The 25,173-nt window shown below is 52.3% G+C and carries 27 protein-coding genes and 1 riboswitch; of the genes, 12 read left to right on the plus strand and 15 right to left on the minus strand.

The genetic code is table 11. The features are described 5' to 3' along the window. Positions 1–31 precede the first annotated feature (31 nt). From rplQ to trhP, 4 genes are all read left to right on the plus strand, one after another. On the plus strand, positions 32–418 hold the full coding sequence (gene rplQ, locus B6A39_RS01040) for a 50S ribosomal protein L17 (protein ID WP_009723880.1): 387 nt from the start codon (positions 32–34) through the stop codon (positions 416–418). Between the two features lie 201 nt (positions 419–619). Next, positions 620–2,038 (plus strand): serine hydrolase, encoded by a 1,419-nt coding sequence (locus B6A39_RS01045; protein ID WP_083000456.1) that lies wholly within the window; start codon positions 620–622, stop codon positions 2,036–2,038. A 103-nt stretch (positions 2,039–2,141) separates the two neighbouring features. Continuing rightward, a complete protein-coding gene (locus tag B6A39_RS01050; protein ID WP_232318740.1) occupies positions 2,142–3,017 on the plus strand; it encodes a DMT family transporter in 876 nt (291 codons plus the stop codon). A 171-nt stretch (positions 3,018–3,188) separates the two neighbouring features. Continuing rightward, entirely contained in the window at positions 3,189–4,559 is a 1,371-nt protein-coding gene (trhP, locus tag B6A39_RS01055) for a prephenate-dependent tRNA uridine(34) hydroxylase TrhP (RefSeq protein ID WP_083000458.1), read from the plus strand. On the opposite strand, the gene B6A39_RS01060 is transcribed toward trhP, so the two are convergent. The 7 genes from B6A39_RS01060 to B6A39_RS01090 all read right to left on the minus strand — a co-directional run bounded on the left by B6A39_RS01060 (position 4,552) and on the right by B6A39_RS01090 (position 9,243). After that, entirely contained in the window at positions 4,552–5,289 is a 738-nt protein-coding gene (locus tag B6A39_RS01060; RefSeq protein WP_083000460.1) for a DODA-type extradiol aromatic ring-opening family dioxygenase, read from the minus strand. The genes trhP and B6A39_RS01060 overlap by 8 nt on opposite strands. Positions 5,290–5,360: 71 nt before the next feature. Further along, positions 5,361–5,768 carry a DoxX family protein gene (locus tag B6A39_RS01065; protein WP_083000462.1) on the minus strand — a complete coding sequence of 136 codons (408 nt, stop codon included), beginning with the start codon at positions 5,766–5,768 and terminating at the stop codon, positions 5,361–5,363. Between the two features lie 91 nt (positions 5,769–5,859). Next, a complete protein-coding gene (locus tag B6A39_RS01070) occupies positions 5,860–6,780 on the minus strand; it encodes a LysR family transcriptional regulator (RefSeq protein WP_083000464.1) in 921 nt (306 codons plus the stop codon). Beyond that, on the minus strand, positions 6,777–7,391 hold the full coding sequence (gene thiE / locus B6A39_RS01075; RefSeq protein ID WP_083000466.1) for a thiamine phosphate synthase: 615 nt from the start codon (positions 7,389–7,391) through the stop codon (positions 6,777–6,779). Before thiE ends, B6A39_RS01070 begins: the two co-directional genes overlap by 4 nt. Next, positions 7,381–8,190, minus strand: coding sequence for a hydroxyethylthiazole kinase (gene thiM, locus B6A39_RS01080; RefSeq protein WP_083000468.1), 810 nt, complete (start codon positions 8,188–8,190; stop codon positions 7,381–7,383). The genes thiE and thiM overlap by 11 nt, the downstream gene beginning before the upstream one ends. A gap of 24 nt (positions 8,191–8,214) precedes the next feature. Then, a riboswitch (TPP riboswitch) is annotated at positions 8,215–8,310 on the minus strand. Positions 8,311–8,365: 55 nt separating this feature from the next. After that, a complete protein-coding gene (locus tag B6A39_RS01085) occupies positions 8,366–8,710 on the minus strand; it encodes a hypothetical protein (protein WP_083000470.1) in 345 nt (114 codons plus the stop codon). Positions 8,711–8,868: 158 nt separating this feature from the next. Then, positions 8,869–9,243 (minus strand): DUF2237 family protein, encoded by a 375-nt coding sequence (locus B6A39_RS01090; RefSeq protein WP_083000472.1) that lies wholly within the window; start codon positions 9,241–9,243, stop codon positions 8,869–8,871. 273 nt (positions 9,244–9,516) lie between these two features. Between B6A39_RS01090 and gloA the strand changes: the two genes are divergently transcribed. Together gloA and B6A39_RS01100 are read left to right on the plus strand one after the other, a co-directional pair. Further along, positions 9,517–10,050 (plus strand): lactoylglutathione lyase, encoded by a 534-nt coding sequence (gene gloA / locus B6A39_RS01095; protein ID WP_083000474.1) that lies wholly within the window; start codon positions 9,517–9,519, stop codon positions 10,048–10,050. A 1-nt stretch (position 10,051) separates the two neighbouring features. Beyond that, positions 10,052–10,417: a DUF6164 family protein gene (locus B6A39_RS01100; protein WP_083000476.1), complete on the plus strand. Its 366-nt coding sequence runs from the start codon at positions 10,052–10,054 to the stop codon at positions 10,415–10,417. A gap of 48 nt (positions 10,418–10,465) precedes the next feature. On the opposite strand, the gene B6A39_RS01105 is transcribed toward B6A39_RS01100, so the two are convergent. The 6 genes from B6A39_RS01105 to B6A39_RS01130 form a co-directional block, all read right to left on the minus strand. Next, positions 10,466–11,158, minus strand: a complete 693-nt coding sequence (locus B6A39_RS01105; protein WP_083000478.1) for a cupin domain-containing protein — start codon at positions 11,156–11,158, stop codon at positions 10,466–10,468. A gap of 136 nt (positions 11,159–11,294) precedes the next feature. After that, positions 11,295–12,326, minus strand: coding sequence for a metal ABC transporter solute-binding protein, Zn/Mn family (locus B6A39_RS01110; RefSeq protein WP_083000480.1), 1,032 nt, complete (start codon positions 12,324–12,326; stop codon positions 11,295–11,297). 30 nt (positions 12,327–12,356) lie between these two features. Then, positions 12,357–13,247 (minus strand): metal ABC transporter permease, encoded by an 891-nt coding sequence (locus tag B6A39_RS01115; RefSeq protein WP_083000483.1) that lies wholly within the window; start codon positions 13,245–13,247, stop codon positions 12,357–12,359. Continuing rightward, complete coding sequence (locus B6A39_RS01120) at positions 13,231–13,965, minus strand: metal ABC transporter ATP-binding protein (RefSeq protein WP_083000485.1); 735 nt, start codon at positions 13,963–13,965, stop codon at positions 13,231–13,233. Before B6A39_RS01120 ends, B6A39_RS01115 begins: the two co-directional genes overlap by 17 nt. A 340-nt stretch (positions 13,966–14,305) precedes the next feature. Then, entirely contained in the window at positions 14,306–14,968 is a 663-nt protein-coding gene (locus B6A39_RS01125; RefSeq protein ID WP_083000488.1) for a hypothetical protein, read from the minus strand. Positions 14,969–15,090: 122 nt separating this feature from the next. Further along, complete coding sequence (locus tag B6A39_RS01130; RefSeq protein ID WP_083000491.1) at positions 15,091–15,405, minus strand: hypothetical protein; 315 nt, start codon at positions 15,403–15,405, stop codon at positions 15,091–15,093. Positions 15,406–15,546: 141 nt separating this feature from the next. Between B6A39_RS01130 and B6A39_RS01135 the strand changes: the two genes are divergently transcribed. Next, the gene (locus tag B6A39_RS01135) at positions 15,547–17,169 is read left to right on the plus strand and encodes a sensor domain-containing diguanylate cyclase (RefSeq protein WP_083000493.1); all 1,623 of its coding nucleotides are present in this window, start codon (positions 15,547–15,549) and stop codon (positions 17,167–17,169) included. Here the strand turns inward: B6A39_RS01135 and B6A39_RS01140 are convergent. Further along, positions 17,142–18,077, minus strand: coding sequence for an alpha/beta hydrolase (locus tag B6A39_RS01140; protein WP_083000496.1), 936 nt, complete (start codon positions 18,075–18,077; stop codon positions 17,142–17,144). The genes B6A39_RS01135 and B6A39_RS01140 overlap by 28 nt on opposite strands. 117 nt (positions 18,078–18,194) lie before the next feature. On the opposite strand from B6A39_RS01140, the gene B6A39_RS01145 reads away from it, so the two are divergent. After that, the gene (locus B6A39_RS01145) at positions 18,195–19,220 is read left to right on the plus strand and encodes an acyltransferase family protein (RefSeq protein ID WP_083000499.1); all 1,026 of its coding nucleotides are present in this window, start codon (positions 18,195–18,197) and stop codon (positions 19,218–19,220) included. Between the two features lie 30 nt (positions 19,221–19,250). Here the strand turns inward: B6A39_RS01145 and B6A39_RS01150 are convergent, their stop codons facing one another. After that, complete coding sequence (locus B6A39_RS01150; RefSeq protein ID WP_083000502.1) at positions 19,251–19,874, minus strand: hypothetical protein; 624 nt, start codon at positions 19,872–19,874, stop codon at positions 19,251–19,253. 471 nt (positions 19,875–20,345) lie between these two features. Here B6A39_RS01150 and glnA point away from each other — a divergent pair, with 471 nt between their 5' ends. From glnA to glnG, 4 genes are all read left to right on the plus strand, one after another. Then, positions 20,346–21,752, plus strand: a complete 1,407-nt coding sequence (gene glnA, locus B6A39_RS01155; protein ID WP_083000504.1) for a glutamate--ammonia ligase — start codon at positions 20,346–20,348, stop codon at positions 21,750–21,752. Between the two features lie 201 nt (positions 21,753–21,953). Beyond that, a complete protein-coding gene (locus B6A39_RS01160) occupies positions 21,954–22,469 on the plus strand; it encodes a DUF4124 domain-containing protein (RefSeq protein WP_083000506.1) in 516 nt (171 codons plus the stop codon). Positions 22,470–22,661: 192 nt separating this feature from the next. After that, positions 22,662–23,720: a nitrogen regulation protein NR(II) gene (gene glnL, locus B6A39_RS01165; RefSeq protein WP_083000509.1), complete on the plus strand. Its 1,059-nt coding sequence runs from the start codon at positions 22,662–22,664 to the stop codon at positions 23,718–23,720. Further along, the gene (gene glnG / locus B6A39_RS01170; protein ID WP_083000512.1) at positions 23,717–25,147 is read left to right on the plus strand and encodes a nitrogen regulation protein NR(I); all 1,431 of its coding nucleotides are present in this window, start codon (positions 23,717–23,719) and stop codon (positions 25,145–25,147) included. Before glnL ends, glnG begins: the two co-directional genes overlap by 4 nt. Positions 25,148–25,173: the final 26 nt, after the last annotated feature.

Here is a 25,173-nt window from a genome sequence, read left to right on the forward strand (position 1 = left end):
TCGAGTCCCAGTTTGGTAAGGAATTACAACCATGCGTCATCGTAAGAGTGGTCGTCATCTGAATCGTACCAGCTCGCATCGTCAGGCCATGTTTAAGAACATGTCTGTCTCGCTGGTCGAACATGAAGTCATTAAGACAACCCTGCCTAAGGCCAAGGAATTGCGTCGCGTTATCGAGCCGCTAATTACCCTAGCCAAGCAGGATAGCGTTGCAAATCGTCGTTTGGCGTTTGCCCGTACGCGCTCCAAAGAAGCCGTCGGTAAACTGTTTAACGAGCTAGGTCCGCGTTATGCCGAGCGTCCGGGTGGTTATATCCGTATTCTCAAGTGCGGTTACCGCACAGGCGACAACGCGCCTATGGCGTTCGTTGAGCTAGTTGACCGTCCGGTTGTTGAAGAAGCAGCTGCAGAAGAGTAAGTCTTTGCGTTGTTGCTCAACAAAAATGAAAGCCGACCCGTTAGGGTCGGTTTTTTTTGGTCTATTCATTGCGTTTTCAACTTATATACTGCTTTCTTAATTCACTTGCCGAGTTACCGTGCTAGTCTTAGATTTCTTAGTATGGCAAGTAGATTGATGGTTGGTAGTGTGACATCACAGCAAAACAAGAAAGGGGCATGTATGGCAACAAGGGGAATATGCGCAACGATAGTCACGCGTTGGTGGCTTCCGCTGTCTTTAATGGTAGTGCTGCTAGGCGCGATATCGAGTGCTCATGCAAATCCGCGTTATGCTGGCATGGTTGTGGATTTGGAAAACGGAGAGGTCTTGTACGCCGAGAATGCCGATGAGCGTCGCTACCCCGCATCGTTAACCAAAATGATGACGCTTTATCTTATGTTTGAAGCATTGGAAAGTGGTCAGCTTAGTCTTAATCAGCCGCTTCCTGTGTCTGCTCAAGCTGCCGCCATGCCTGCTGTAAAACTGTGGCTTTCTGCAGGAAGTACGATTCCTGTTGATTCTGCTATTCGTGCGTTGGCGGTGCGTTCTGCGAATGATGTTGCTGTCGTGGTTGCTGAGGCGTTAGGTGGTAGTGAGCAACGCTTTGCTCAGTTGATGACCGCAAAAGCTCGCGAGCTAGGCATGAATGCCACTACATTCCGCAATGCCTCTGGTCTACCTGATGACCAGCAAGTCACCACGGCACGGGATATGGTGACGCTCTCTGTACGCGTGATGCAGGATTTTCCACAGTATTACCACTACTTTGGGCTGCAGGAGTTCACCTATCGTGGAACCCGGCACACCAGCCATAATCGCTTAGTGAAAAACTACCCCGGTGCAGATGGCCTTAAAACTGGCTTTATTCGCGCGTCAGGTTTCAACGTGGCGACAACGGCTGTTCACGGGGATCGCCGCTTAGTAGGCATCGTAATGGGTGGTTTTAGTGGAGCTTCTCGTGACACTCATATGGCGAATTTGTTAGACCGTAGCTTTGCTCGTGCAGCGCTGCGTGACCAGCAAACGTGGCTGGCGAATACTAATTTTTCTAGCGAGTTTATGGCTTTTTCTGGCACGCCTAGCCAACGTCCCGTACCGACACCGCCAGCCTCTAATCGTCCTGTCATGGCGAGTAATGAATCGGCTGTGAATAATTTAACGGCTTCCAATCATTTGGCAGCGACAACACTTTCTCCTTCACCAGCGTCTGCCCCAGCTGTTGAAATTGAAGATCGTCTTGCGCGTTCCATGGAGGCACCGACAGAAACTTCTGTCACCCGTACACCAGATCCGGTGAATGCTTTTATTGAACGTGAGCGCGAGTTGGCGGCTACGCCACAGCGGTCTGTTACCGCTGGTGGCTGGGGTATCCAGGTAGGAGCCTTTAGCCAAGCGGCGCGAGCAGAGCAGTTGGCACGGCAGGCTGCCCAACGCCTCCCTCATGAAGTGGGTGGACGGGTTGCTATCGATACCTTAGGTGGTCAAACGCCGGTATTCCGTGCTCGTGTTGTCGCTTTGGATGAAGCGCGCGCCAGACGCGCCTGTAGAACGCTCCAAGCGCAGGGGATGGAGTGCATGGTGGTCAACGCAAGCTTGTAAAGCCACGTTAGATACGCAACCCCGCCAGTGACACATTGGCGGGGTTTTTTATTAGTTATTTAATCCCGGCTGATAAAGTGTCTGTAGGGTAAAGGAGAGCGTCGTGACAACGTCGTTAAAAGGTATCCTGTGCATGTGTTTAGGGGTTCTGTTCTTAGCGCTTGGTGACGCTGTATCGAAGTGGCTAGGCGAAGTACATTCGCCACTACAGATTATTTTCTTTCGTACACTCGTGTCATTACCGCTCATTGCCCTGTTAGCGCATTTTGCGGGAGGGTTGCGCAAGTTGTATACCAAACGTCCCCGTGTACACCTTTTAAGAGGATTAATTTATACCGCTACAATGGTGTGTTTTGTCTGGGGACTAACCCTATTGCCACTCGCAGAGGCTACGGCAATCGCTTTTGTGGCACCTTTGTTTGTAACGTTGCTTTCAGTGCCGTTACTTGGCGAGCGGATTGATCCACCCGTATTAATAGCGTCGTTAGTTGGCTTTGCAGGCGTGCTGATTGTGGTTCGCCCCGGTGGTGATGCTTTCCAGCTCGGTACGCTAACCCTCTTGGGAGCCGCTTTCTTTTATGCGCTAATGATGATTACTGCGCGGCGCTATGGCGCTCGGGAGCACCTGTGGGCAATGGTGTTCTATATGACGTTAGTGCCCTTTATCGTCACTACGTTGAGTTTGCCCTGGGTTTGGCAAACCCCAGAGCCTTGGCACTGGCTTGGTTTTTTGGCTGCCGGTGTTTTGGGTATTGGAGCGACTGCGTTTATTACGCTGGCATTTCGCTTTGCCCCTGCGGCGATTGCCGCTCCATTTGATTACACGGCGATGCTGTGGGCGGTGCTGCTCGGCTGGTGGTTCTGGGGAGAGCTGCCCGATTTGTGGGTATGGGTGGGCAGCGTGCTGATTATGGGTAGCGGATTAGCAATTGCTTACCATGACCGTCGCACGACGCTGAAACCCCGCCCAACGGCTTAAAACGCGGCTGTTACTAATCGTCGTATGCGTCAAAAGAGGCTTGTGGTCATTACTTTTTGATCTGGGTCAGCAAAGTAGATAGCTGAGCAAGACAGGCTGTTTGAGCTGGTTATAATCCGGCACTTTCATCACTGCGCCCGTGCGCCATCGTCCTGATAACGGTGACTGTCTATGCAAGCTCCCGAATTACTTTCGCCTGCCGGTACCTTTAAAAATATGCGTTACGCGTTTGCCTATGGGGCAGATGCCGTTTATGCAGGTCAGCCGCGCTACTCCCTCCGGGTGCGTAACAACGATTTTAAAATTGATAATCTGCATCGTGGCATTGAGTATGCACATGCCCGAGGCAAGAAATTCTATGTTGCTTCCAACATTGCTCCGCACAATAGCAAACTGACAACGTACCTACGGGATATGGAGCCTGTCATTGAGGCCGAACCCGATGCGTTGATCATGTCAGACCCAGGTCTGATTATGATGGTTCGCGATCGTTGGCCAGATCAAGAAATCCACCTATCGGTGCAGTCCAATGTCGTCAATTGGGCCGCCGCTCAATTCTGGCAGCGCCAAGGTATTCGCCGCATTATTTTGTCGAGGGAGCTATCCCTTGAAGAAATTGGCGAAATACGCGCAGAGTGCCCTGGCTTAGAAATAGAAACCTTCGTTCATGGTGCGCTATGCATTGCCTACTCAGGGCGCTGCCTGCTGTCAGGCTATTTTAATCACCGCGACCCCAATCAAGGCACTTGTACGAATGCATGTCGTTGGAAATATAACACCATAGCAGCCACCCAAGATGATACGGGTGACCTGTTGCCGGCTCAGCATGGAGGTGAAACGACGGTAGCTGACCAGGACGAGCTCTCAGCGTTGATTGAAGATGTCACTCGCCCTGGCAAGCTGATGCCTGTGTATGAAGATGAGCACGGCACCTACATTATGAATTCTAAGGATTTGCGTGCAGTACAGCATGTAGCGCGTCTGACAAAAATGGGGGTAGCATCGCTTAAGATCGAAGGACGAACAAAGTCTCATTACTACGTCGCACGAACCGCACAGGTTTACCGCCGCGCCATCGATGACGCCGTTGCTGGCCGCCCCTTTAATATGGGGTTAATGGATGAGCTGGAGAACTTAGCGAACAGAGGGTATACCGAAGGCTTCTATCGCCGCCATGTGCACGATGAATTTCAAAGTTATCAGCAGGGTAGCTCCATCGGTGTGCACCAACAGTTTGTCGGTGAAGTGCTGGGCTACGATCCTGTTCGTGGCTGGTTGGACATCGAGGTCAAAAACCGCTTTGAAGTGGGGGACAGCATGGAGCTCATGCTGCCAGGTGGAAATCACCGCTTCGTGCTTGAACATATGGAGAACGTTCGCGGTGAAGCCCAGCGTGCTGCACCTGGCTCAGGGCACCGAGTTCGCCTCCCCGTGCCAGGTATTAGCATTGGCCCTGAACAGAGTGAATTTGCGCTTTTAATGCGCGATCTGGGGTCGCCCCGAAAAAACCAATCCGTATCATTAGGCACTGCTATTAGCTAAACGCGTAGACATTCATCGCCAGTACGCCATGTTCCACGCTGTGGTGTAACTGAGTTCCATCTCCGCCTGCCCCCATGGCCACCAGTAAGGGCTGGAAGTGTTCTGGGGTCGGGTGGTTTTCCTGCGCTTTTGGAGCACGCTCCCAGTGGAGCAACGCTTGGCGATCATTGGCTTCAATATGTTCGCTAACCCACTGGGAAAACTCATTTACCCAGGCGGGAGCGGGGCTCCCTTGGGGAAGAATTTCATATAAATTATGGGTTAGGCTGCCCGAACCAATAATCAGAACCCCTTGTTTTCGTAAGGTAGATAGACGCTCGCCTAGCGTGACTAGCGCATCATTTTCCCAACGCACAGGTAGCGATAGTGAAACGACGGGGATATTGGCCTCTGGAAACATCAGCGAAAGTGGTACCCAGGCGCCGTGATCAAGGCCGCGCTCAACGCGCTCAGCACCCAATAATACTGCAATTTGTTCCGCCAATTCAGGGTTGCCAGGGACTGGATACTGGCATTCAAAAAGGGCTTGTGGAAACCCGCCAAAATCATGAATCGTTTCTGGTTGTGCGCTAGTACTGACCTTGAGCGTGAGGCTCTCCCAGTGGGCTGATACGACGACCACCGCGCGAGGGGAAAGGCGCTTCCCCAGTTCGCGTAGGAAAGCGTGGGCCGGCGTTTTATTCAGTGCCAGCATGGGTGAGCCATGAGAAATAAACAGGCTGGGTAGCATCTTAGTACCTCCGTTAGCCTATAGCGGTCTAATGATGCCCGCACAAGCCGAAGCCAATGCGGGCAGAGCGGTTAAGCGAGTTTGCGGCTGACAACAGCGCTACCGCCACCTAAGCCTGCCTGTACCACGAGAGCAATCGTCCAGAAAATTGGGAATTCCCAGCCTCCACCCGCGTTCGAGAACAGCCAACCGTTGCCCACGTGTACCGTGGCTGCACCTAGCAACACGGGCACTAGAGCAAGGCTTATCCAGCGAGTATAGATCCCCAGTAAAAGCGCAAGGCCACCCCCTATTTCGGCAGCAATAGTGAAGTACGCAAGAACACCCGGTAAGCCCAAAGATTCAAAATAGCCGACGGTGCCTGGCAGGGTGAAGACAAATACCTTAAGCAAGCCGTGAGCTAAGGCCATCACGCCCAAGCTGATGCGCAGCAAGGCGGTGGCATGGAGAGTAAGGGGTGAAGTGTTAACAGTGGTCATTGCCGTCTCTCTTAGTTGCGAGCATCACGTTGGATGCGATAGCGCTACTTTACGGATAAAAGACACTGAGATAATCCACTGTTACTGCACTTCACTGTTGCGATAAAGGCGACAATCCGAGCTCGATTTCCCATGCTGGTGGGTCACCCCATGCTGCCGTTAATAACTCAATAAAGCGCTCTACTTTGGCAGGTAAATAGCGTCGGGCTGGGTAAATCGCATGGATATCTAGCAAAGCAGGGGTTAAATTCTGCAAGATGGGTACTAGGCGCCCGTTCGTAATGCTATCAGTCACTAAAAAGCTGGGCTGTTGCGCTATCCCTAAGCCTGCTTCAGCAGCATGCGTCAGCATATCCCCATTATTACTCTCTAGGGGGCCAGAAACACTAAGTAGTTGATGACCAATCCTCCAATCGCCACTGTTTTGGCCGCTTCGGTAGCGAAGGCAGCGGTGAGATGCCAAGTCGTTACTAGTCAGCGGCGTGCCATGCTGAGCGAGGTAATCAGGTGACGCGCAAAACAGCATCCGGCACTTGGTGAGCCGCCGCGCCACTAAGCTAGAGTCGGGTAGGTTGCCAATGCGAATGGCGACATCGTAGCCCTCTTCCAGCAAATCAACGCGGCGGTCGTTTAGATCCAAACGCACCTCAAGCCCTGGGTGCGTCTGCATAAACTGTGCAACCAGCGGCGAAAGATAGCGTGTGCCGAAGCTCATCGGGCCATTGATGCGCAACTGCCCGCTTACCGTACTGGTGCCACTGCCGATTTCTGCCGCTGCCTCGTCTAAAGCGATCAAAATGCTTTGTGCACGAACGAGATAGCGTTCGCCCGCTTCAGTAAGATGTAGCCGCCGAGTGGTACGCTGAATAAGCCGAGCACCTAATGCCTCTTCAAGCGCCATTACTTGGCGAGATATCCGAGTGCGGGAAAGATCTAGCGCTTCGGCCGCGCGGGTGTAGCTACCCATCTCAGCGACCTTTACAAACGCAGCAATATGGTCGAGCTGGTTCATTGCGCGTGGAACGCCTGTGCAGCCAGGCGGGGGTCTGGCTGGCCACAAATAGCAGAAATAACCGCAACACCGTTTGCCCCAGCAGCTTTCACGTGAGCCATGTGTTCAGCTTTTAACCCGCCAATCGCGACACATGGGAGTTGGCAAGCATTGGCAAGCTGTGCCAGCCCATCAAAGCCAATTGGCTGGGCGTGGTCTTGTTTACTGCCCGTCGCAAACACAGGCCCTAAACCGACGTAATTGAGCAACTCGATGGGAGCCTTCTGAAGTTGGGCTAGAGTGTTAATTGAAAGCCCGATAATGGCGTGCTGGCCGAGTGTGGTTCGCGCTTCTTGAACAGCCGTGTCGCTTTGCCCGACATGTAAGCCATCGGCCTGACTGGCTACAGCCACGCTCAGGCGGTCATTAATGATCAGTGGAACGCCGCTACCTGCTAACAGCGCTTTGAGACGTTTGGCCTGGGCGATCATGTGCTCGTCACTAGCGTGTTTATCACGCAGTTGCACCATGGTAATGCCACCCTGTACAGCAGCTTCAACCGTTTTTTCCAGGCCCATGCCAGCGCATAGACCCGTATCGGTGACTAAATAGAGCGAAAGATCAAACGGCATGCACCGCCTCCCATTGAGCAAGAGTCGAAAGGTCGTCAGGGGATAACTGATACAGCGCGTCCAATAGCGCCACTTGGAAACTGCCAGGGCCTTGAGCCTGCTCGCCTGCGCGGCTTCCAGCGATGCTGAAACACGCCAAAGCGGCCAGGCTGGCCGCCAGCGGCTGCTCGCGGTTTGCGGCCACAAAGCTTGCCACCAGCGCACTCAATCCGCAGCCCAAGGTAGTCACACGTGGCATGAGTGCGTGCCCACCTTTAAGCCGATAATGATCCGTGCCATCGGTGATGAAATCGCTCTCGCCAGTGACCGCCACCACGCAGTGATGCCGCTGTGCTAACGCAATGGCTGCGGTTGTAGCTTCTTGGGTGCTAGCAGTCGCATCGACTCCACGCCCTTGGCTGGCGAGTCCGTTAAGTGATTGAATTTCTGAGGCGTTGCCACGAATAACGCTAGGCTGATAAGCCAGCAGCGTCTCGCAAACACGCAGGCGAAATGTGGTAGCACCAACAGCTACAGGGTCAAGCACCCACGGAATATCGTTTTCATGAGCAATGCGCGCGGCAATTACCATGGCGTCAGCCCAGGGAGAGGAAAGGGTGCCAATATTGATGGATAGCGCGCCAGACATAGCCGTGAACTCAGCCACTTCTTCTTGAGCATGCAGCATGGCGGGGGAAGCACCTGTCGCCAATAGCAAGTTAGCGGTGCTATTCATCGCCACATAGTTGGTAATGCAATGTACCAGCGGTGTGGCAGCGCGCAGATCGCGGAGATAATCGCCGAGTGGGCGTGAAGGCATAATATCCTCCCGGCTGGGAGGTGATGCAGTTGCACCACGACTCCCTACGCCGGTGTTATCCGGTTCAGGTTCAAAGGGTGCTTCTCAGCCCGTTAAGCAAGGGCGCCCCTGTCGTGATGGTACTATCCTTGGCTTAGATCAATCTGTAAAGCCTGGGAAACGCTATGAGCAAATATCAACGAAACGAGATGCGTGTTCCGTAGGTGAGCATCTCATCAGGCGTTATCGCTTTACCCTCGACACCAATCATTTCATCGCCACACTGGTCGGCAAACGTAAGCACACCATGAGTGAGGCCAAGTTGACCAAGTGTGTCGCGAATTTCACCGGTGCCCAAAAACGTGCTGACATGGCCCTGGGCATTGGTTAAATCAGAAACACCATTAGCGTGATGGAAGCGAACCTTATAGATACCGTCCATTGATTCAACTTCCACAATCGGTGAAAAGCCATTGTTTATGGCATGGGCTAACTGCTTTAACGTTAGGTGGTCGCCGAGGGTCATATCAATCGAGGTCATGACAAACTCCAAGTGGCTGCCTTCAATGGGGCATCACAATATTCTCTACAGAAACGTAACAGATATCGGAATTAACAATCATCCAATGTCATAAAGGTTAAGATTTTTTAGTGTAGAAGATTTGCATAAAAATTCCAGAAGTTCATACCCTGTGCGGCCTAATAAACAGCGTCTAGTGCATGCTGCCGCAGCGTGATGAGTGGAACAATTTCGAGTGTTTTTTCATGGGTACCAGAAAGGACAACCGGTGGGGCTAGCCCGACCTGGGCAGCCTCTTGCCAACGGCTGGCACAGATGCACCAGCGGTCACCCGGTTTTAGGCCCGGAAACCCATATTCTGGGCGTGGAGTCACTAGATCATTGCCTTGGGCTCTTGAAAACGTTAAAAATTCTTCGGTTACCATCGCGCATACGGAATGTGTGCCAGCATCGTCAGGCCCGGTGCGGCAAAAACCATCGCGGTAAAAACCGGCTTTAGGGTCATGGCAGCAAGGGGTTAATGGTTCACCCAGCACGTTGCGGTCACGAGACATGTTGGCTCCTCTTTCATAGACGCACAGAGAGCGGGCCAGAAACATCTAAACGGAGCCCACCATTACGGTACTAATACAGCATGTTGATGTAAGGTATTCGAATCAGGAATTGATAAGCCGCATACTATAAAACTGACTGACCATTACAGGTTGTTAAAGTTTTGTACAGGTTTTGAGATTCGTCAACGTCTTTGTTTGAATACGCGTCTATGTGAATACGTACTTGTGGAAATACATCCCTGTAGAAATACGTACTTGTGAAAGGAGAAGCTTATGTCGTTTCAAGGCGAACAACATCCCGGAGTCGTGTCCGTTGCGCCGCAAACCCAAGGGTTTCGCTTAAATCACACGATGTTGCGGGTGAAAGATCCCGAACGTGCGCTAGCGTTCTACTCCAAGGTATTTGGAATGCAGGTACTACGCCGGCTGGATTTTGAAGAGATGCAATTTTCGCTCTATTTTCTAGCCAATCTCGAAATCAGCGATAACGTGCCGGAAGATACTCAAGCACGCACTGCCTGGACCTTCAGTCAGAAAGGCTTGCTGGAGTTGACGCATAATTGGGGCACAGAAGATCAGCAGGATTTTGCCTATCACGATGGTAACGCTGAACCCCAAGGGTTCGGTCATATCTGCTTTAGTGTGCCTGACCTAGACGCTGCTCAAGCATGGTTTGATGAACATGAGGTGACATTCGTCAAGCGCGCGGACCAGGGCAAGATGAAAGACGTTATCTTTGTCAAAGATGCAGATGGCTACTGGATCGAGGTGATTCAGGCAGATCGCATGGCGGCCAAGGGCGACTAACATGGCCCACTTGCTGTTTCGGCTGCGCCATGTGACCGATGAAGAGGCGTTAGAAGTACGCCAATTGCTAGATGAGCAGGGCTTTGATGTCTATGAAACCCAGGCAGGATTTTTTCGCCTGGGTGTCGATGCAATTTGGCTGCGTAATACCGCTCAGCGCGAGGACGCTGAAGCGGCATTGGCGGCATATCAGGAAAAGCGTCAAGCCAAAGCCCGGCGAGAGCACGAAGAAGCGGTTGCCAGTGGCAATGCGCCAACATTATGGCGGCGCTTCCTCGCCCACCCCGTGCAAGTTGTACTGGTAATGGTCGCCGTGGTGCTGATCGCCCTATTAACGCTGCTGCCGTTTATTGGCTTGGTAAACTAAATGTGTAAAACGGTTTTGTAGATTGGCTTTTCAAATTAGTTTTTCAGATTAGTTGGGTAGATTGACAGCAGCTAAATGTCCGCGCTTTAGATAAAGCTGCACGCCTTCATTACCCGCACGTAACTGAGGTGCCGCACCTACTGGGTAGCGGCACCAACTGCCGGTAGCATATTCCTGCCCATCACTGAGCAGAGAGCCTTCCAGTACAAACAGCTCTAAACCACCGGCAAGTGGTGGATAAGATACCAGTGTATCGGCTTCCCAACGTTCTAGGCTGACCCGCTCTGGACCATACTGTTTTGAACTATAGGTATGCAGCATTTTGTAAGTAATACCTGGCCGCCGGTCAGGCTGCCAGGGAAGCCTATGGGCCGGCACGGCCAGTTGCAAAATATCGTTTTCATCAAACTGGTGTAGCTTAACCAGAATAAGCGCACCTTCTTCCCCTATTTGCGGAGTATGGCCAGTGCCAATCGGGTTGCGTAAGTAGCTGCCTGCCGGGTAGCGGCCATGCTCATCGGCAAAGACACCTTCTAGTACTAAAATTTCTTCACCGCCACCATGAGTATGGCGGTTGAACTGGCTGTTGGGCGCGTAGCGTACCAAGCTGGTGGCTCTGGCGACTTCGTCGCCAATGCGGTCTAGCATCATGCGCTCTACACCCGCGCTGGGGGAGTCCACCCAATGGTACTGATCCGGCGTGACACTGGCAAAGTGGCTAAAATCGGCATTCAGGCGCATGGTGTTGGCTCTTTACAGGGGGGAATTTACAGAGGTGAAAATTTACAGCAGTAGTGCAAGTCTCCCCATCCCTGGGACAAAATGCAACGCAAAAAAATACCGCCCTGCGGCGGTATTCAATAGTTAACTTTTTGGCTTAATGCTCATGACCATGATGATCGTGTTCATGAGCATGATCGTCATGACCCGGCTGAGCCAATGCTGAGTGCAGCACGTTCGCATTATGACGCATCATGCCTAGGTAAGTGCTGGCATCGCCTTCACTGGCCAGTGCATCGGCATACAGCGTGCCAGCAATCGGTAGGCCGGTTTCTTCGGCAAGCTGATTAATGATTGCTTGGTTGGTCATGTTCTCATGGAACAGGGCCTGCACGTTTTCCTGTTCGATGACATCCACAAGCGCGGCCATGCTGGCGCCGCTGGGGTCAGCCTCGGTAGAAAGGCCGACAGGGGAAAGAAAGTTCACCCCATAAGCGTTTGAGAAATAGCCAAACGAATCATGGCCGGTAATCACGCTGGCAGAAGCGGGAATATCGCTCAACAAATCACGAATTTCACGATCAGCCTCGTCTATTTCTGCTAAATAGCGCTCAGCATTCGCTTGATAACTTTCAGCATTGGCGCTGTCTGCTTTGATTAAGCCATCGCGAATATTGGCAACGTAGACCTCTGCTTGCCGTAGGTCCTGCCATGCATGTGGGTCATCATCACCGTGGTCATGGTCGTCGTGCCCGTGGTCATGGTCGTCGTGCCCGTGGTCATGGTCGTCATGCCCGTGGCCGTGGTCATCGTGCCCCTCTTCTTCATGGCCATGCTCGGCAAAGGCGCGGGGTTGAATGCCGTTGGTTGCGGTGACCAGGGCACCCGTATAGTCGCTCGACTCAATCAAGCGCTCCATCCAACCCTCAAACAGCAGTCCGTTAAAGACCACCATATCTGCGCTGGCCAGCGCACGGGCATCGCCTGGGCTTGGCGAATAAACATGCGCATCGCCGTCAGGGCCGACAAGCGACGTCACTTCAACATGCTCTCCGCCCACGTTTTCGACCATGTCGGCCAAGATAGAAAAGCTAGTAACCACCTGGACGCGTTCGTTAGCCATTGCCGCAGGCAATGCCAGCATGGCTGAAACACCCACCCACCAGCGCGATGAAGAGAAAAGCGACATGCAACGCTCCTTCAAAAAAATAACAAAGAGTTATGACGACTGTTCAAGCGCCAGCGGCGTTGTCTTACGCCGCAGCTTAGCGGCTAAGCTGTGATAGCGGCCGAACAGTGCCGACAGTAGATAACCCACCCCAGCCAGCAAAATAATGCTCGGCCCTGACGGGGTATCAAGATGAAACGAAATCAATAGCCCGCCGGTACTGGCGATCATGGCCAATACCACGGCAATACCTATCAAGCCTTCCAGCCGCTTACTCCAAAACCGCGCCGCAGTGGCAGGCAGCATCATTAAGCCCACCGCCATTAACGTGCCCAAGGTTTGGAACCCCGCGGTTAAATTCAGCACCAATAGCCCTAAAAAAACGCTATGTACCCAGCTGCTACGGCGGCTTTGCCCACGCAAAAACAGCGGGTCCAAACACTCTACGACCAACGCGCGGAAAATAATCGCCAGAATCACCACAATCAGCGTGCTGATAGAGGCAATAAGCAGTAGCGCTGTGGAGTTAATCGCCAAAATTGAGCCGAACAGCACATGGGTTAAATCCACACTGCTGCCACCCATGGAAATAAGTAACACCCCGGCCGCCAGCGAGATAATAAAAAAACTCGCCATAGCCGCATCTTCCCGCTGGCCGCCCATTTTCGACACAGCCCCAGCAAGTAAGGCCACCATTACGCCGAACAAAACGCCCCCGGCGCTCATCACCGGCAGAGAGAACCCTGCGAGTAAAAAACCCAGCGCCACCCCAGGCAAAATAGCGTGCGCCATCGCATCGCCAATCAGGCTCATGCCTCGTAGCACCAAAAACACGCCCAGCGGCGGGGCAGCCAGCGAAAGTGCCAAGCCACCCACGACCGCACGTCGCATAAAACCATAATCAAAAGGCGCAACAAACCATGCATCAAGCAGTGCCAGCATGACGACCTCCCAAAGCAAACGGCACTACCTTGGCCGATGCATGTTGGTGGCTAAGCGCACTAGGCGCCACCCAGCGACCATGGCCACCATTTAGCATCAAAACTTCATCGGCTAGGCGGCTTAGATGATCCATGTCGTGCAGCACAATAATGATTGTCACGCCTTCATCAGCCATTTGGCGCAAAATACGAATCAAGATATCCACCGTATCGCTATCCACGTTGGCAAACGGCTCATCCAGTAACAAAAGCTCCGCTTCCTGCATCAACGTACGGCCAATCAGTGCCCGCTGGCGCTGGCCACCGGAAAGCTCACCCAAAGGGCGGTGGGCCAAATGAGAAATGCCCAAGCGCGCCATGATGTCGCGCCCCTTGCGATAATGCGCGGCACAGTAGCCTTTCAACGCCCCGTGGCTTGGCCAACTTCCGGTCATCACCAGCTCTTCCACGCTCATCGGAAACGTAAGGTCCAGGGCCAATTGTTGCGGTAACCAGGCGCGGCGTGCTTTATCAACGGTGCAAATCACGTTGCCACTAATAGGCCGAAGTTCGCCCATAATTGCCTGGATCAACGTGCTTTTGCCCGCCCCGTTAGCGCCGATAAGCGCCGTAATAGCACTGGGTTTTATGTCACCATCGACATGCTCAAGTACCGTGCGTCCGCCTTGGGCAAGGTGCAGGTCATGCAACTGCAGGCGTGAAAGTGAACGCTCACTCATAGCGGCCACCCACTTGCCCACAAAACTAACCCCCATAAACCCAGCAATGGCAGTGACACTAAACCCAACCGTTTCGCGGCAGATAACGACATCAGCGAAAAATGACAAGGACCTTCCTTGTTATGGCGATGCATATGCTCACTCATTGAGTGTCCTCGCTAACCAATAAATAAGTTATAACATAACAATTAATGAAACCAAAAAAGAGGCCAATATTTTACGCGCTCCTGGTGTGCTGACAATCCTGTCGTACTGACAATGTTAAATCGTGCTGACAGCACCCAGTGCGCGAATAAATGTGCCTCTTATATTGGCATGGTATGCGGCGACCACTACGCGGCTAATAGCGCCAAGCAGCGCCAATTTGCTGGGGTGAGACAAGCAGGGCGTATTCACCGTTCAACGTGACAGGCCCAACTGAGAGGCGAGCAGGTTGAAAACGGTTAATTGCGCTAGAAGCCTGGTTGGGCTGCGTCCAAATCTGCAGCTCATTGATCAGCATGCCGGTGGCAAAGTTCACGGCACCATCCCGTTCACGGCCATCGGCGGCAATCACGGCCCCAGCAAGGCTATTGACCACCAGTGAACTAATGCGTGCATCAAACCCACGGCGCTCACGCTCCGCCTGGGCAAGCGCCAAGCCAAGTGCCTGTACGCCACTTAACTCACCACGTGCCTTCAACCGTTCAAACTCAACCAATGCCGCCTGGTGCGGCTGCCGATCGGTCAGCATACCCCCCAGCGCCAACGCCGACTTTACCACCCCCACCCGCGCATCAAAACGGTCATCACGGCTACTTGCTTCGCTCGATTGGTAAGCATTCAGCGCAAAACTTGCCGCATAAATGCCCGTCCAGCCTGCCTCCCACCACGCTGCGTGGTTCGCCCCACGCTCAAACACGTCATCGTAAGTCGTCCAGTCAGTAGACGATTGCGCCTGAGCTTGCGTAGACAGCGTGAGTAGCACCAGCGCGGAAGCCGCCAACACACGAAAAATCGGCATAGCGAATCACCCGAATAAGAAAAAGTAACGCGAAGCGTAGCACGTGCTTTGATAGAGAATAAAAGCGTTGCCGCCCAAGCGGTAAGAAGATGAACCTCTGGGGCGGCATGAGACCAAGCCCGTTACTCTTTGTCGTCCTCGTCGTCTTCCCAGCGTTCCATGGCGCGTTTGTCGTCGGGAAGTCGGACAATATCGCCAATCTTGAGTTTATGGTGGGTGTCGTGGTGGTGCCCTTGGCGGTCAAGTATGGCGGCGACGCTGCCGATGCTGACGGCATCTTCTTCGCGGTAGGCTTCTACTTTTACGCGCACAATGCGGCCTTGGTAACGGGCGGAGAGCATGGCGCCTGGGTAGGGTGGTTTATGATCCGGGTCATTTTTAAAAAACTCTGCGACGCTTGCGCTGCCTGGTTCATCCCATTCGATATGCTGATGCATTGTCAGTGTCCTTTTGCTGAGCGGTATCACGTAGCGTGAGGTTTAAGTGTAGTGTGCGTTGATGTAATAGAGCCAATGCACATAGACACTGGTTTGGTGGGGGCTTAACGTGGCTGTTCAAGAGATAGTGGAGGAGCTTTGATGACCAATCATCATGCGCTATTTGAACAGTCGGTGACGCCATTTTTTGTCGTTGAGCGTTCAATGCCTCGTTCGTCTAATGTGCATGGCAATAAGGCTTTTCGGCGTGTCGTTGGTTGGTTGTCGGAAGAGAGTGAGACGGCGCTGGGCCGTTGTTTTCCTCTTGACCATGCGACGGTGATGGCTGCCATTGACGCTTGTGATGAACAGCAAGAGCCGCAGTGGCTAAATGTCAGTTGGGGTAAATCATCGCGGGGATGGCAGTTGCAGCTCTCTCCAGTGGTCGAGGGTGATTACCGTGCGGTACAGGGGGCGTTGTTTCAGGCGTCACTGCCGTTCGGTGAATCGCTGGATGAGCTTCTTAAGCAACTACCTGGGTTTGTTTATCAGCTTCGTTATTCGTCAGATGACACATGGTGCTATAGCTATGTGGGTGAACGCGTAGAGGAGCTGTTTGGGGTGAGCGTGGCGGATGCGCTTGCTGATGCACAAACGTTGCTAGCCAATATCCACCCTAGTGATAGAGATGCAGTGATCGAAAGTTCGCTGGAGAGTGCGCGTACCCAGAGGCCTTGGCAGTACGAATTCAGAATGTTTCATCGTAATGGCAACATGATATGGGTAGAGGCGAATGATAGGCCGCACCGCCAGCCAGATGGCAGCGTGATTTGGACAGGCTACGCAAACGATATTACGCAACGTAAAGTGTTAGAAGCGGCATTAAAAGCCAGTGAGCAGCGCTTTCGCCAATTGGTAGAACAGGCTAACGATATTATCTACACCCTGAATGCGGCTGGGGACCTTACTTATGTATCGCCTAATTGGCCGCGTATTCTGGGGCATCGCGTGGAAGAAGTGCTGGGGCGCAATATGAGTTTTGTGCTTCATCCTGAAGATCTGGACGCTTGCCGTCACTATATTGCCAACGTGTTTCATACGGCTGAGCCGCAGGGAATGATTGAGTATCGGGTGCAGCATGCCAATGGTGAATGGCGTTGGCATTTTACGAATGGTGCGCCGGTGCTGGATGAGCAGGGGCAGGTCACCAGCTTTTTAGGTATTTCGCACGATATTACTCCGCGCCGCGAAATGGAGGAGCGGGTGCGCCGTTTGGCTCAGCAGGATTCCTTAACGCAATTGCCCAACCGGGCGCAGTTTTTTGCGCACTTAGCTGACGCGCTTGAGGGGTGCGAGCGGGAAAACCGCCAATTGGCGCTGCTGTTTATTGATTTGGATAATTTTAAACCTGTAAATGATCAGATGGGGCATGCGGTTGGCGACCAGCTATTAGTGCAGGTTGCTCAACGTATGAGACATCGGTTGCGTGTGGATGACTTGGTTGGGCGAATTGGTGGCGATGAATTTGTGGCGATGCTGAGTGGGCCAATAATGGCTAGCGAAGCGTTAGGTGTCGCTAGCCAACTGTGCGATTCATTAGCAGAGCCGTATTTACTGGATGGTTGTCAGGTCATTATTTCGGCAAGTATTGGTGTTGCCGTTTATCCGCTGCACGCCAGTGAAGAAGCAGCCTTGGTGCACTGTGCCGACCAAGCGATGTACGTTGCAAAAGCCAACGGTCGTAACCAAGCGGTACTTTATTCAGCCACGTCATCGGCAGGTTGATCGATATGCTGAAACATAAAGTTTAAGGCGGCAGGGAGGCTGGCTCGCCATACGCGCCAGGTGTGGCCACCGGGGTAAAGATCAAGTCGCACGTCGCCCGGTTGAATGCGTTCCATCGTTTGGCGTAACAAGCGGGCGTGAAATTCTGCATCGTAAACATCGCTACGCCCCGCACTGATATAAAGCGGCACGGGCGATATGTCGCGCTTTCCCGTGGTTCGCGGCGTGACGTGTAATCGGTAATTTTCTAGGTGGGCCGTGTAATTAAGCGCTTCCCAGCGTTCGCGGTCAAATTGACCTTGTTCATTTAAAAATGCTGGGTGTCGGCGTGCTGATGAATTAGCAGGCGGCGTTGGTGCGTAACTGGCCGGGCTTAGGGCGGCAGCGGCTGCGAACAGCTCGGGGCGCTCTAGGGCAAAATTAAGCGCGCCGTAACCGCCGGCAGACAATCCCGCAACGCCTCGCAAGTGGCGTTCACTCCCGACATGGTAGGTGCTTTCAATATGCGGCAGTAAGTCGTCAAAGAACGCGCTGCGTGCTGCCTCGTTGTAACCATCTACCCACCAACTGCGGCTGCCGGGCATGATAAATACCGTCGGGGGCAGGTGGCCAGCTGCGATTAAGCGGTCAGCTGTTTGGGGGAGTTTGCCCCGTGTCACCCAGTCTTTCTCGTTTCCAAACGATCCATGAAGTAAATAAACCACTGGGTAAGGCGTAGACGCTTCCGTGTCATAGTTATCAGGTAAATACACGGTATAAGGGTAGTCATGGCCTAAGGTGGGCGAGAAAAACTGTTGGTAAGAAACATCGCCTGCTAAGGCGTGAGTGCTTAATAAAAGCCAACTCACTAGGCCCGTAATATGTCGTGTTAGCAGGGTAACGGGTCTTGCTGTTGATGTTCCAAACACGAAGCCTCCCGGAATTTAATGGCGTTAGTGTAGTCGGACAACGCAGAGTGAGTCCCTGTTCAATTTACTGAAGGTAGCAGCCAACGGACTGATGCCAAGGAATCAGAGAGGGAGCGGATGCAAAAAATCGAGGAGATTTATTGGCTGCGTGCTTACGGGTGTATCGCGGTATTCCTGTTTCATTGGTTGGATCACTTGAATCAGCGCGTTGATAATGTAGTCACCGACCTAATGCGACTTCCTCTGGTGCTGGGTACACCCATATTTTTGTTTATCTCGGTGTTTGTTTTTGCCGTTCGATACGATAAACAGGTACCTCCTGGTTTTCTTCTTCAGCGCGTTAAATACGTCATGCTGCCTTATTTGGTGTACGGCTTTATTTACTCGACGGCAGAGTGGGTGCGGTTAGCGAATAGCGATAACCCTGTTGGTTTTATAAACAATGCTAAAGAGTATTTTATTTATGCGGGATGGCATGGCTATTTTTTGATTATTGCCATGCAGTTTTACGCGGCTTATTGGTGCTATACCCACTTCCGATTGTGGCGCTTTAATCCTGTGCCGTGGCTCTGGGGTGGGTGCTTAGTTAGCATGGCATACTGGGGGTTGGCGTATTGGTTGGACGTTGAGCCGCCTGGATATCTGTTATGGATTGCGCCGTTGGGGTGGATATATCTGTTTTTTCTGGCGCTGGTGTTAGTTCGCTATTACCCGCTGGCCCCTCAAGCTGATCCGTTTGAGCAACCTAAATGGATGCAAAGCTTGTCGCATCCCTTTTGGCTACTTGGGTTTGTGGCGTTGATTGTTGCGCTCACGTTCGCAGGTTGGATAACTTTCTCTTCAAAAGAGGTGTGGGTAATACCTTTCTTTGTACTGTTTACACTCTGGTTAATGCATTACTTAAAAGGTCGTAAAGCGCCACGCTGGATACGTTATATCAATGCGTATTCGTTCGGTATTTATTTGGCCCATCCTATGTTTTTTGCCTTAACTGATGTCGTCGTTGGACCTTTTACATTGCCGCTCATAGCCTATGCTGTGCTGTTAATTCTTGTCGGCGGTATTGGCTCTATCGTGTTGAATAATATGGTTAACACCACGACGGTGGGGGCAATGCTATTTGGCAAGCGTTTGAACGTCTAAGCAGCAGGAGATCTTAAGCCATAAGAGACGTTAAGTATCCGTATGTGAGTTCGGGGGAGGACGAGAAGGCTTATTACTCCTTGATGGCGAGTCACGGGTAAGTCCTGATGCTTCTAGGCTGAAGGTTTGTAAGCGGGTAGGACACGCATAAAGACGCTGTAATAAATCAGCAAGTGCTGTTTCATCTAGCTCTGGGTCTAAGCCTCCTAAGCGTTCTAACCACGTGCGCCGGATGGCTATGTAGGGAGGAACAGCAACACCAGAGCCTAGGAAGCACTGAAGTAACCGTTCTGATAGGCGGGGAGGTTCGCTGCCAATCAAAAAAGCATCCAGCGTGTACGTGTCTAGCTGGGGGTAGAGTAAACACCACAGTTTGGCTGCTAACGCCCGCTGCTGCATCGCAATCAGCAGCCAATCAGCTTGGCTGAGATACGCTGCTTGATTGATCCTTGCGCCTAATGGCTGGGAAGGCGTAACCAGAAAGTGAACGCGGTAGCGTTGCTCAATGTCTGGAATGCGTAGATCGGCGGTGGCGCTGGTCACGATAATGGGAAGTATGTGGTCTGCTAAGCCTGTTTGCCGAATAGCGCGTAGGTGACGTGGTAAAAGGGCACCTGTGACTGACGCATCAACAATAAAGCAGACCGTGCCCATGTGAGTGGCTTCCTGTGTTATGAAACCTGTTTGTTATAAAGCCTATCTATTTGTAATCAATTGTAGGTGTGAGTTTCTTTTGGTATCAAGCTAAAGTTTACGGTGATGAGGAAAATAATTGGCGCTTATGATGCACTATATTGGTGCTTATCGGTCTCTGATTGATCTTTATTGGTGCGATTTTCTCAGTAACGTGATTTTTTAGGGCTGGATCCGTTCTTTCTCAAAGCATTTTGCTACATGAAGAAGCACGATGTTTTCTTTTTTATTTTTTATAAAACAATGGCTTGCTATTTTTTTATGCCATATTGGTGCAGAGTTGGCATGTTCCGTGCTTTGTATTAGCCAGCGGCTAGCGGGTCGTAGGCAGATGCCTCTCGGCGTGCTACAACGATAGCCGGTTTGTTTAATAACTTTTTTATCGGTAGCTTACTGTCACAAGCTTAAGCCACGTTCATACCGGAGGACACTATGTCAGCCAAGACTCTCGCGCTAATCGAAGAACATGATGTTAAATGGGTAGACCTGCGTTTCACCGACACGCGCGGTAAAGAGCAGCACGTCACCGTACCGGCACGGGACGTGGACGAAGAGTTTTTCGAAAATGGTCAGATGTTCGATGGTTCCTCTATTGAGGGCTGGAAAGGCATCAACGAATCCGACATGATTCTGCGCCCTGAAGATGGTACTGCTTTCCTCGACCCCTTCACCGAAGACGCTACCCTTATCTTGCGTTGTGACATCATTGAGCCTGCTACTATGCAGGGTTATGACCGTGACCCGCGTTCCATTGCCAAGCGCGCAGAAGCTTACCTGCAGTCCACTGGCTTAGGCGACACCGCTTTCTTTGGCCCTGAGCCTGAGTTCTTCATTTTCGACGAAGTCCATTGGAAATCTGACATTCAGGGTTCCATGTACAAAATTACGTCTGACGAAGGCGCTTGGGCGACCAGTAATCAGGTGGAGGGCGGCAACTTGGGTCACCGTCCGCGCGTTAAAGGCGGCTACTTCCCCGTTCCCCCGGTTGATAGCTTCCACGATATTCGTGGTGCAATGTGTAACACCCTGGAAGCGATTGGCCAGACCGTTGAAGTTCACCACCACGAAGTAGCTAACGCGGGTCAGAACGAAATCGGCGTTAAATTCAATACGCTGGTGAAGAAAGCTGACGAAGTTCAGGAAATGAAATACGTGATCCACAACGTGGCCCACGCTTACGGCAAAACCGCTACGTTCATGCCGAAGCCGCTTGTAGGCGACAACGGGTCTGGTATGCACGTACACCAGTCGTTCTGGAAAGATGGTCAAAACCAGTTCGCGGGTGATGAATACGCTGGTCTTTCTGAAATGGCGCTTTACTACATTGGTGGTGTTATCAAGCACGCCCGTGCTCTGAACGCTTTCACCAACGCATCGACTAACTCGTATAAGCGTTTGGTGCCAGGCTTCGAAGCGCCGGTTATGCTGGCTTACAGTGCTCGTAACCGTTCTGCCTCTATCCGTATTCCGTATACCGCTAGCCCGAAAGGCAAGCGTGTAGAAACACGTTTCCCTGATCCGACGGCTAACCCGTACTTAGCATTCTCTGCCTTGTTGATGGCGGGTATCGACGGTATTAAAAACAAGATTCATCCTGGCGATGCTATGGATAAGAACTTGTATGACCTGCCGCCTGAAGAAGGTAAGTCAGTACCGACCGTTGCCAACAGTCTGGATCAAGCGTTGGAAGCACTCGATGCAGACCGCGCGTTCTTGACAGAAGGTGGCGTGTTCACTGATGAAATGATCGATGCATACATCGACCTCAAGATGGAAGAAGTAGAGCGCATTCGCATGACTACTCATCCAATTGAGTTCGATATGTACTACAGCTGTTAATAACGGCTATTAAGAGCAGGTTCTAAGAACAGTTTTTAAGAATAATGGCTTTTAAGAACGGCTTTTATGAACGGCTTTTAAGAAAGAACCGCTGCTAAAATCACCTTTGCGGTGTGATTAGCCTGAAAACCCCGCCAAGGCGGGGTTTTTTTATGGTAGTAAGCCAAGAAGGTGCGCCAGTAACGATGAGGGGGCTACGTTATGCAATATAAAGTGTGTTTATCCACAGGGGCTACGCTACTGCTATGCCTGTGGGTAAGCGCTGCGCAGTCGCAAACGGTGTACCGCGTGGTAGATGAGCAGGGTAATGTGACGTTTACCGATAACCCTGAGCGTGGCGGCGAAGTGATGACGCTTGCGCCATTGCCCAGTGTCTCCACGTCACCGCCCCCCGTCACATCGTCACCACGTCGACAAGGTCATCCTGGGCAGCCGTTTATGCCCTACGACCGTTTTGTGATCGAGGTTCCCCGGGCAGAGGCGTCACTTCAGAACGACCATACCGCGGTGGTGGTAAATGTTGCCCCACCGCTTCGAGAAGATCATCGTATTCAACTGCGGGTGAACGGTGAGATAAGTCAGTCGGCGCTGCATAGTGATGCTTTCTGGCTTGCAGGTTTAGCGGCTGGCCAGCACCAGCTGCAAGCAGAGCTACTAGACAGTGCAGGGCGTGTTCAGCACCGCACTGTTCAGGTGAGTATTTTTATTGCTGATTAGCCATATGCACTATAATGGTGCAATGGGTAGCGAGCTGACAGCCCGGACTGCGCTATAACAGCTCGCTACACCCCCGCCCCCTGCTCATTAGCCGTGCAAATCGTCGTTTGTGCTGAATTGGCGCGCTTTTTGCAGTTTCTCTTTCATACGCTCGATAACGCTAATTTTTACAGCGATGCTTCAGGATACGTCATGTACCAGCGCTTACTTGAACACCTCACCACCGCAGTCTTACTGCTAGACGGTGAACTCCGCGTTTGCTGGATGAACCCGGCAGCGGAAGCGCTGCTAGCGGTGAGCTTTAGCCGTGTGCAGGGCATTAGTTTAGACACGCTGCTAGGGGGCGATGAGAGTATTGATGATGTCCTCGCCAAGGCGCGGGATGCCTTTCATCCCTATACCCAGCGCGAAGCACGCATTACGCCGCTGAACAGCGAGTCATTGACGGTGGACTACACGGTGACCCCGCTTTCTGCCGATGAACTATTACTTGAAGTAGAGCCCCGTGATCGGCTAATGCAGATCTCCCGGGAAGAAGCGCTGACCACCCGGCAAGAGACGATCAAAGTATTAGCGCGGGGCTTGGCTCATGAAGTTAAAAACCCCTTAGGTGGGATACGCGGTGCTGCCCAATTATTGGAGCGCGATCTAGACGACCCTGCACTACGTGAATTTACCCACATTATTGTTGAAGAGGTGGATCGGCTGCGAGATTTGGTCGACTCCATGCTGGGCCCCAATCGCATTGTCAAACATGAGCCGGTCAACATCCATAAGGTGTTAGAGCGGGTGCGAGCACTGCTGATTGCCGAGCATCCTCATGTTGAAATTCGTCGTGACTATGACCCAAGTCTGCCGGATCTGTCTGGCGATGAATCTCAAATGATCCAAGCGTTATTGAATGTGGCACGTAACGCGGTACAGGCCATGAGTGATGCAGCAACACCTTCGCCGGAGCTTACGCTGCGCACCCGAGCACGCCGCCAATTTACGCTGGGGGCTGAACGCCATCGTTTAGTCAGTGAAGTGGGGGTCATTGATAATGGCCCTGGCATACCTGAAACGTTACGTGAAACGCTTTTCTATCCCATGGTTTCTGGGCGCGCTGAAGGTAGCGGCCTAGGGCTATCGATTGCTCAGTCGATTTTGCACCAACATCAAGGATTGATCGAATGCGACTCACGCCCTGGACATACCGAATTTCGTTTACTGATTCCATTGGTTGTTAATTTCACCGGAGAAGCGTCATGACTGAGGCGACACAAACCGATGTAGCACGAGTGGTTATTGTCGATGATGACCGCGCCATCCGTTGGGTATTAGAGCGGGCCTTAGCGCAGCCAGACCTGAAGGTAGAGTGTATTGAGCGTGCGGATACCGCGCTGGAGCGATTGTTAGAAAATCCACCGGATGTATTGGTGACTGATATTCGTATGCCTGGCATTGATGGGCTGGATTTAATGTCCCGGGTACGTGATGCGCACCCTGACTTGCCTGTGATTGTGATGACCGCGCATTCGGACCTCGACAGCGCCGTGGCCTCTTACCAAGGGGGGGCATTTGAATACCTGCCTAAACCTTTTGATGTGGACGAAGCGCTGGCGCTGGTGCGACGTGCGGTAGCTCATGCAAGAGAGCGTCAGCGCCCGGTCAGCGTGCCGGAAGGATTGAGCGCAGAGATTATTGGTGAAGCACCTGCTATGCAGGAAGTGTTTCGCGCCATCGGGCGGCTTTCCCACTCCCACATCACGGTGTTAATTAACGGTGAGTCTGGCACCGGTAAAGAGCGTGTTGCTCAGGCGCTGCATCAGCATAGCCCCCGGGCAGGCAAGCCGTTTATTGCGCTGAATATGGCGGCGATTCCCCGCGACTTGATTGAGTCCGAACTATTCGGCCATGAAAAGGGTGCGTTTACAGGGGCAGCGCAACAGCGCCAAGGCCGCTTTGAGCAGGCTAATGGTGGGACGCTGTTTCTTGATGAAATTGGCGACATGCCCGCTGAAACGCAAACGCGCTTGCTTCGTGTGTTAGCGGATGGTGAATTCTATCGCGTGGGCGGCCATACGCCTGTAAAAGTCGATGTGCGTATTATTGCCGCTACCCATCAGAATCTGGAATCGTTAGTTGATGATGGACGGTTTCGAGAGGACTTGTTCCACCGCTTAAACGTGATTCGCGTTCATCTGCCGCGCCTGTCCGAACGTCGGGAAGATATTCCACGTTTAACGCGTCATTTCTTAGCGGAAGCTGCCAAAGAGCTGACCACAGATATCAAGGTGTTAACGCCAGAAGCTGAAGCGCACCTTACCCGTTTGCCGTGGCCGGGTAATGTTCGTCAATTAGAAAATATTTGCCGTTGGCTAACCGTAATGGCTTCTGGCCGCGAAATTCTCATTGAGGACTTACCTCCTGAACTGCGTTCAGTCAATGCGTCTGAAAGCAGTGTTCATGGCGATTGGCGTTCCGCGTTCAGAGATTGGGCTGATCACGCCCTGGCAGAAGGCCATACCCATCTGTTGGAAGAAGCCGTGCCGGATTTTGAACGCATTCTGATTGAAACCGCGCTAAAACATACCGGTGGTCGCAAAGGGGAAGCCGCCGAATTACTCGGCTGGGGACGCAATACACTTACCCGTAAATTGAAAACACTGCTGCCTGCGCTAGCAGATGATGCCTAACCGGTCATACTTTGAGCAAACAACTT

The sequence above is a fragment of the Halomonas sp. GT genome, assembly GCF_002082565.1.
Lineage (GTDB): Bacteria > Pseudomonadota > Gammaproteobacteria > Pseudomonadales > Halomonadaceae > Vreelandella.

Coding starts and splice junctions, on each gene's coding strand:
- rplQ (WP_009723880.1), top strand. CDS start 32: ATGCGTCATCGTAAGAGTGGTCGTCATCTGAATCGTACCAGCTCGCAT.
- B6A39_RS01045 (WP_083000456.1), top strand. CDS start 620: ATGGCAACAAGGGGAATATGCGCAACGATAGTCACGCGTTGGTGGCTT.
- trhP (WP_083000458.1), top strand. CDS start 3,189: ATGCAAGCTCCCGAATTACTTTCGCCTGCCGGTACCTTTAAAAATATG.
- B6A39_RS01060 (WP_083000460.1), bottom strand. CDS start 5,289: ATGCTACCCAGCCTGTTTATTTCTCATGGCTCACCCATGCTGGCACTG.
- B6A39_RS01065 (WP_083000462.1), bottom strand. CDS start 5,768: ATGACCACTGTTAACACTTCACCCCTTACTCTCCATGCCACCGCCTTG.
- B6A39_RS01070 (WP_083000464.1), bottom strand. CDS start 6,780: ATGAACCAGCTCGACCATATTGCTGCGTTTGTAAAGGTCGCTGAGATG.
- thiE (WP_083000466.1), bottom strand. CDS start 7,391: ATGCCGTTTGATCTTTCGCTCTATTTAGTCACCGATACGGGTCTATGC.
- thiM (WP_083000468.1), bottom strand. CDS start 8,190: ATGCCTTCACGCCCACTCGGCGATTATCTCCGCGATCTGCGCGCTGCC.
- B6A39_RS01085 (WP_083000470.1), bottom strand. CDS start 8,710: ATGACCTCGATTGATATGACCCTCGGCGACCACCTAACGTTAAAGCAG.
- B6A39_RS01090 (WP_083000472.1), bottom strand. CDS start 9,243: ATGTCTCGTGACCGCAACGTGCTGGGTGAACCATTAACCCCTTGCTGC.
- gloA (WP_083000474.1), top strand. CDS start 9,517: ATGTCGTTTCAAGGCGAACAACATCCCGGAGTCGTGTCCGTTGCGCCG.
- B6A39_RS01100 (WP_083000476.1), top strand. CDS start 10,052: ATGGCCCACTTGCTGTTTCGGCTGCGCCATGTGACCGATGAAGAGGCG.
- B6A39_RS01105 (WP_083000478.1), bottom strand. CDS start 11,158: ATGCGCCTGAATGCCGATTTTAGCCACTTTGCCAGTGTCACGCCGGAT.
- B6A39_RS01110 (WP_083000480.1), bottom strand. CDS start 12,326: ATGTCGCTTTTCTCTTCATCGCGCTGGTGGGTGGGTGTTTCAGCCATG.
- B6A39_RS01115 (WP_083000483.1), bottom strand. CDS start 13,247: ATGCTGGCACTGCTTGATGCATGGTTTGTTGCGCCTTTTGATTATGGT.
- B6A39_RS01120 (WP_083000485.1), bottom strand. CDS start 13,965: ATGAGTGAGCGTTCACTTTCACGCCTGCAGTTGCATGACCTGCACCTT.
- B6A39_RS01125 (WP_083000488.1), bottom strand. CDS start 14,968: ATGCCGATTTTTCGTGTGTTGGCGGCTTCCGCGCTGGTGCTACTCACG.
- B6A39_RS01130 (WP_083000491.1), bottom strand. CDS start 15,405: ATGCATCAGCATATCGAATGGGATGAACCAGGCAGCGCAAGCGTCGCA.
- B6A39_RS01135 (WP_083000493.1), top strand. CDS start 15,547: ATGACCAATCATCATGCGCTATTTGAACAGTCGGTGACGCCATTTTTT.
- B6A39_RS01145 (WP_083000499.1), top strand. CDS start 18,195: ATGCAAAAAATCGAGGAGATTTATTGGCTGCGTGCTTACGGGTGTATC.
- B6A39_RS01150 (WP_083000502.1), bottom strand. CDS start 19,874: ATGGGCACGGTCTGCTTTATTGTTGATGCGTCAGTCACAGGTGCCCTT.
- glnA (WP_083000504.1), top strand. CDS start 20,346: ATGTCAGCCAAGACTCTCGCGCTAATCGAAGAACATGATGTTAAATGG.
- B6A39_RS01160 (WP_083000506.1), top strand. CDS start 21,954: ATGCAATATAAAGTGTGTTTATCCACAGGGGCTACGCTACTGCTATGC.
- glnL (WP_083000509.1), top strand. CDS start 22,662: ATGTACCAGCGCTTACTTGAACACCTCACCACCGCAGTCTTACTGCTA.
- glnG (WP_083000512.1), top strand. CDS start 23,717: ATGACTGAGGCGACACAAACCGATGTAGCACGAGTGGTTATTGTCGAT.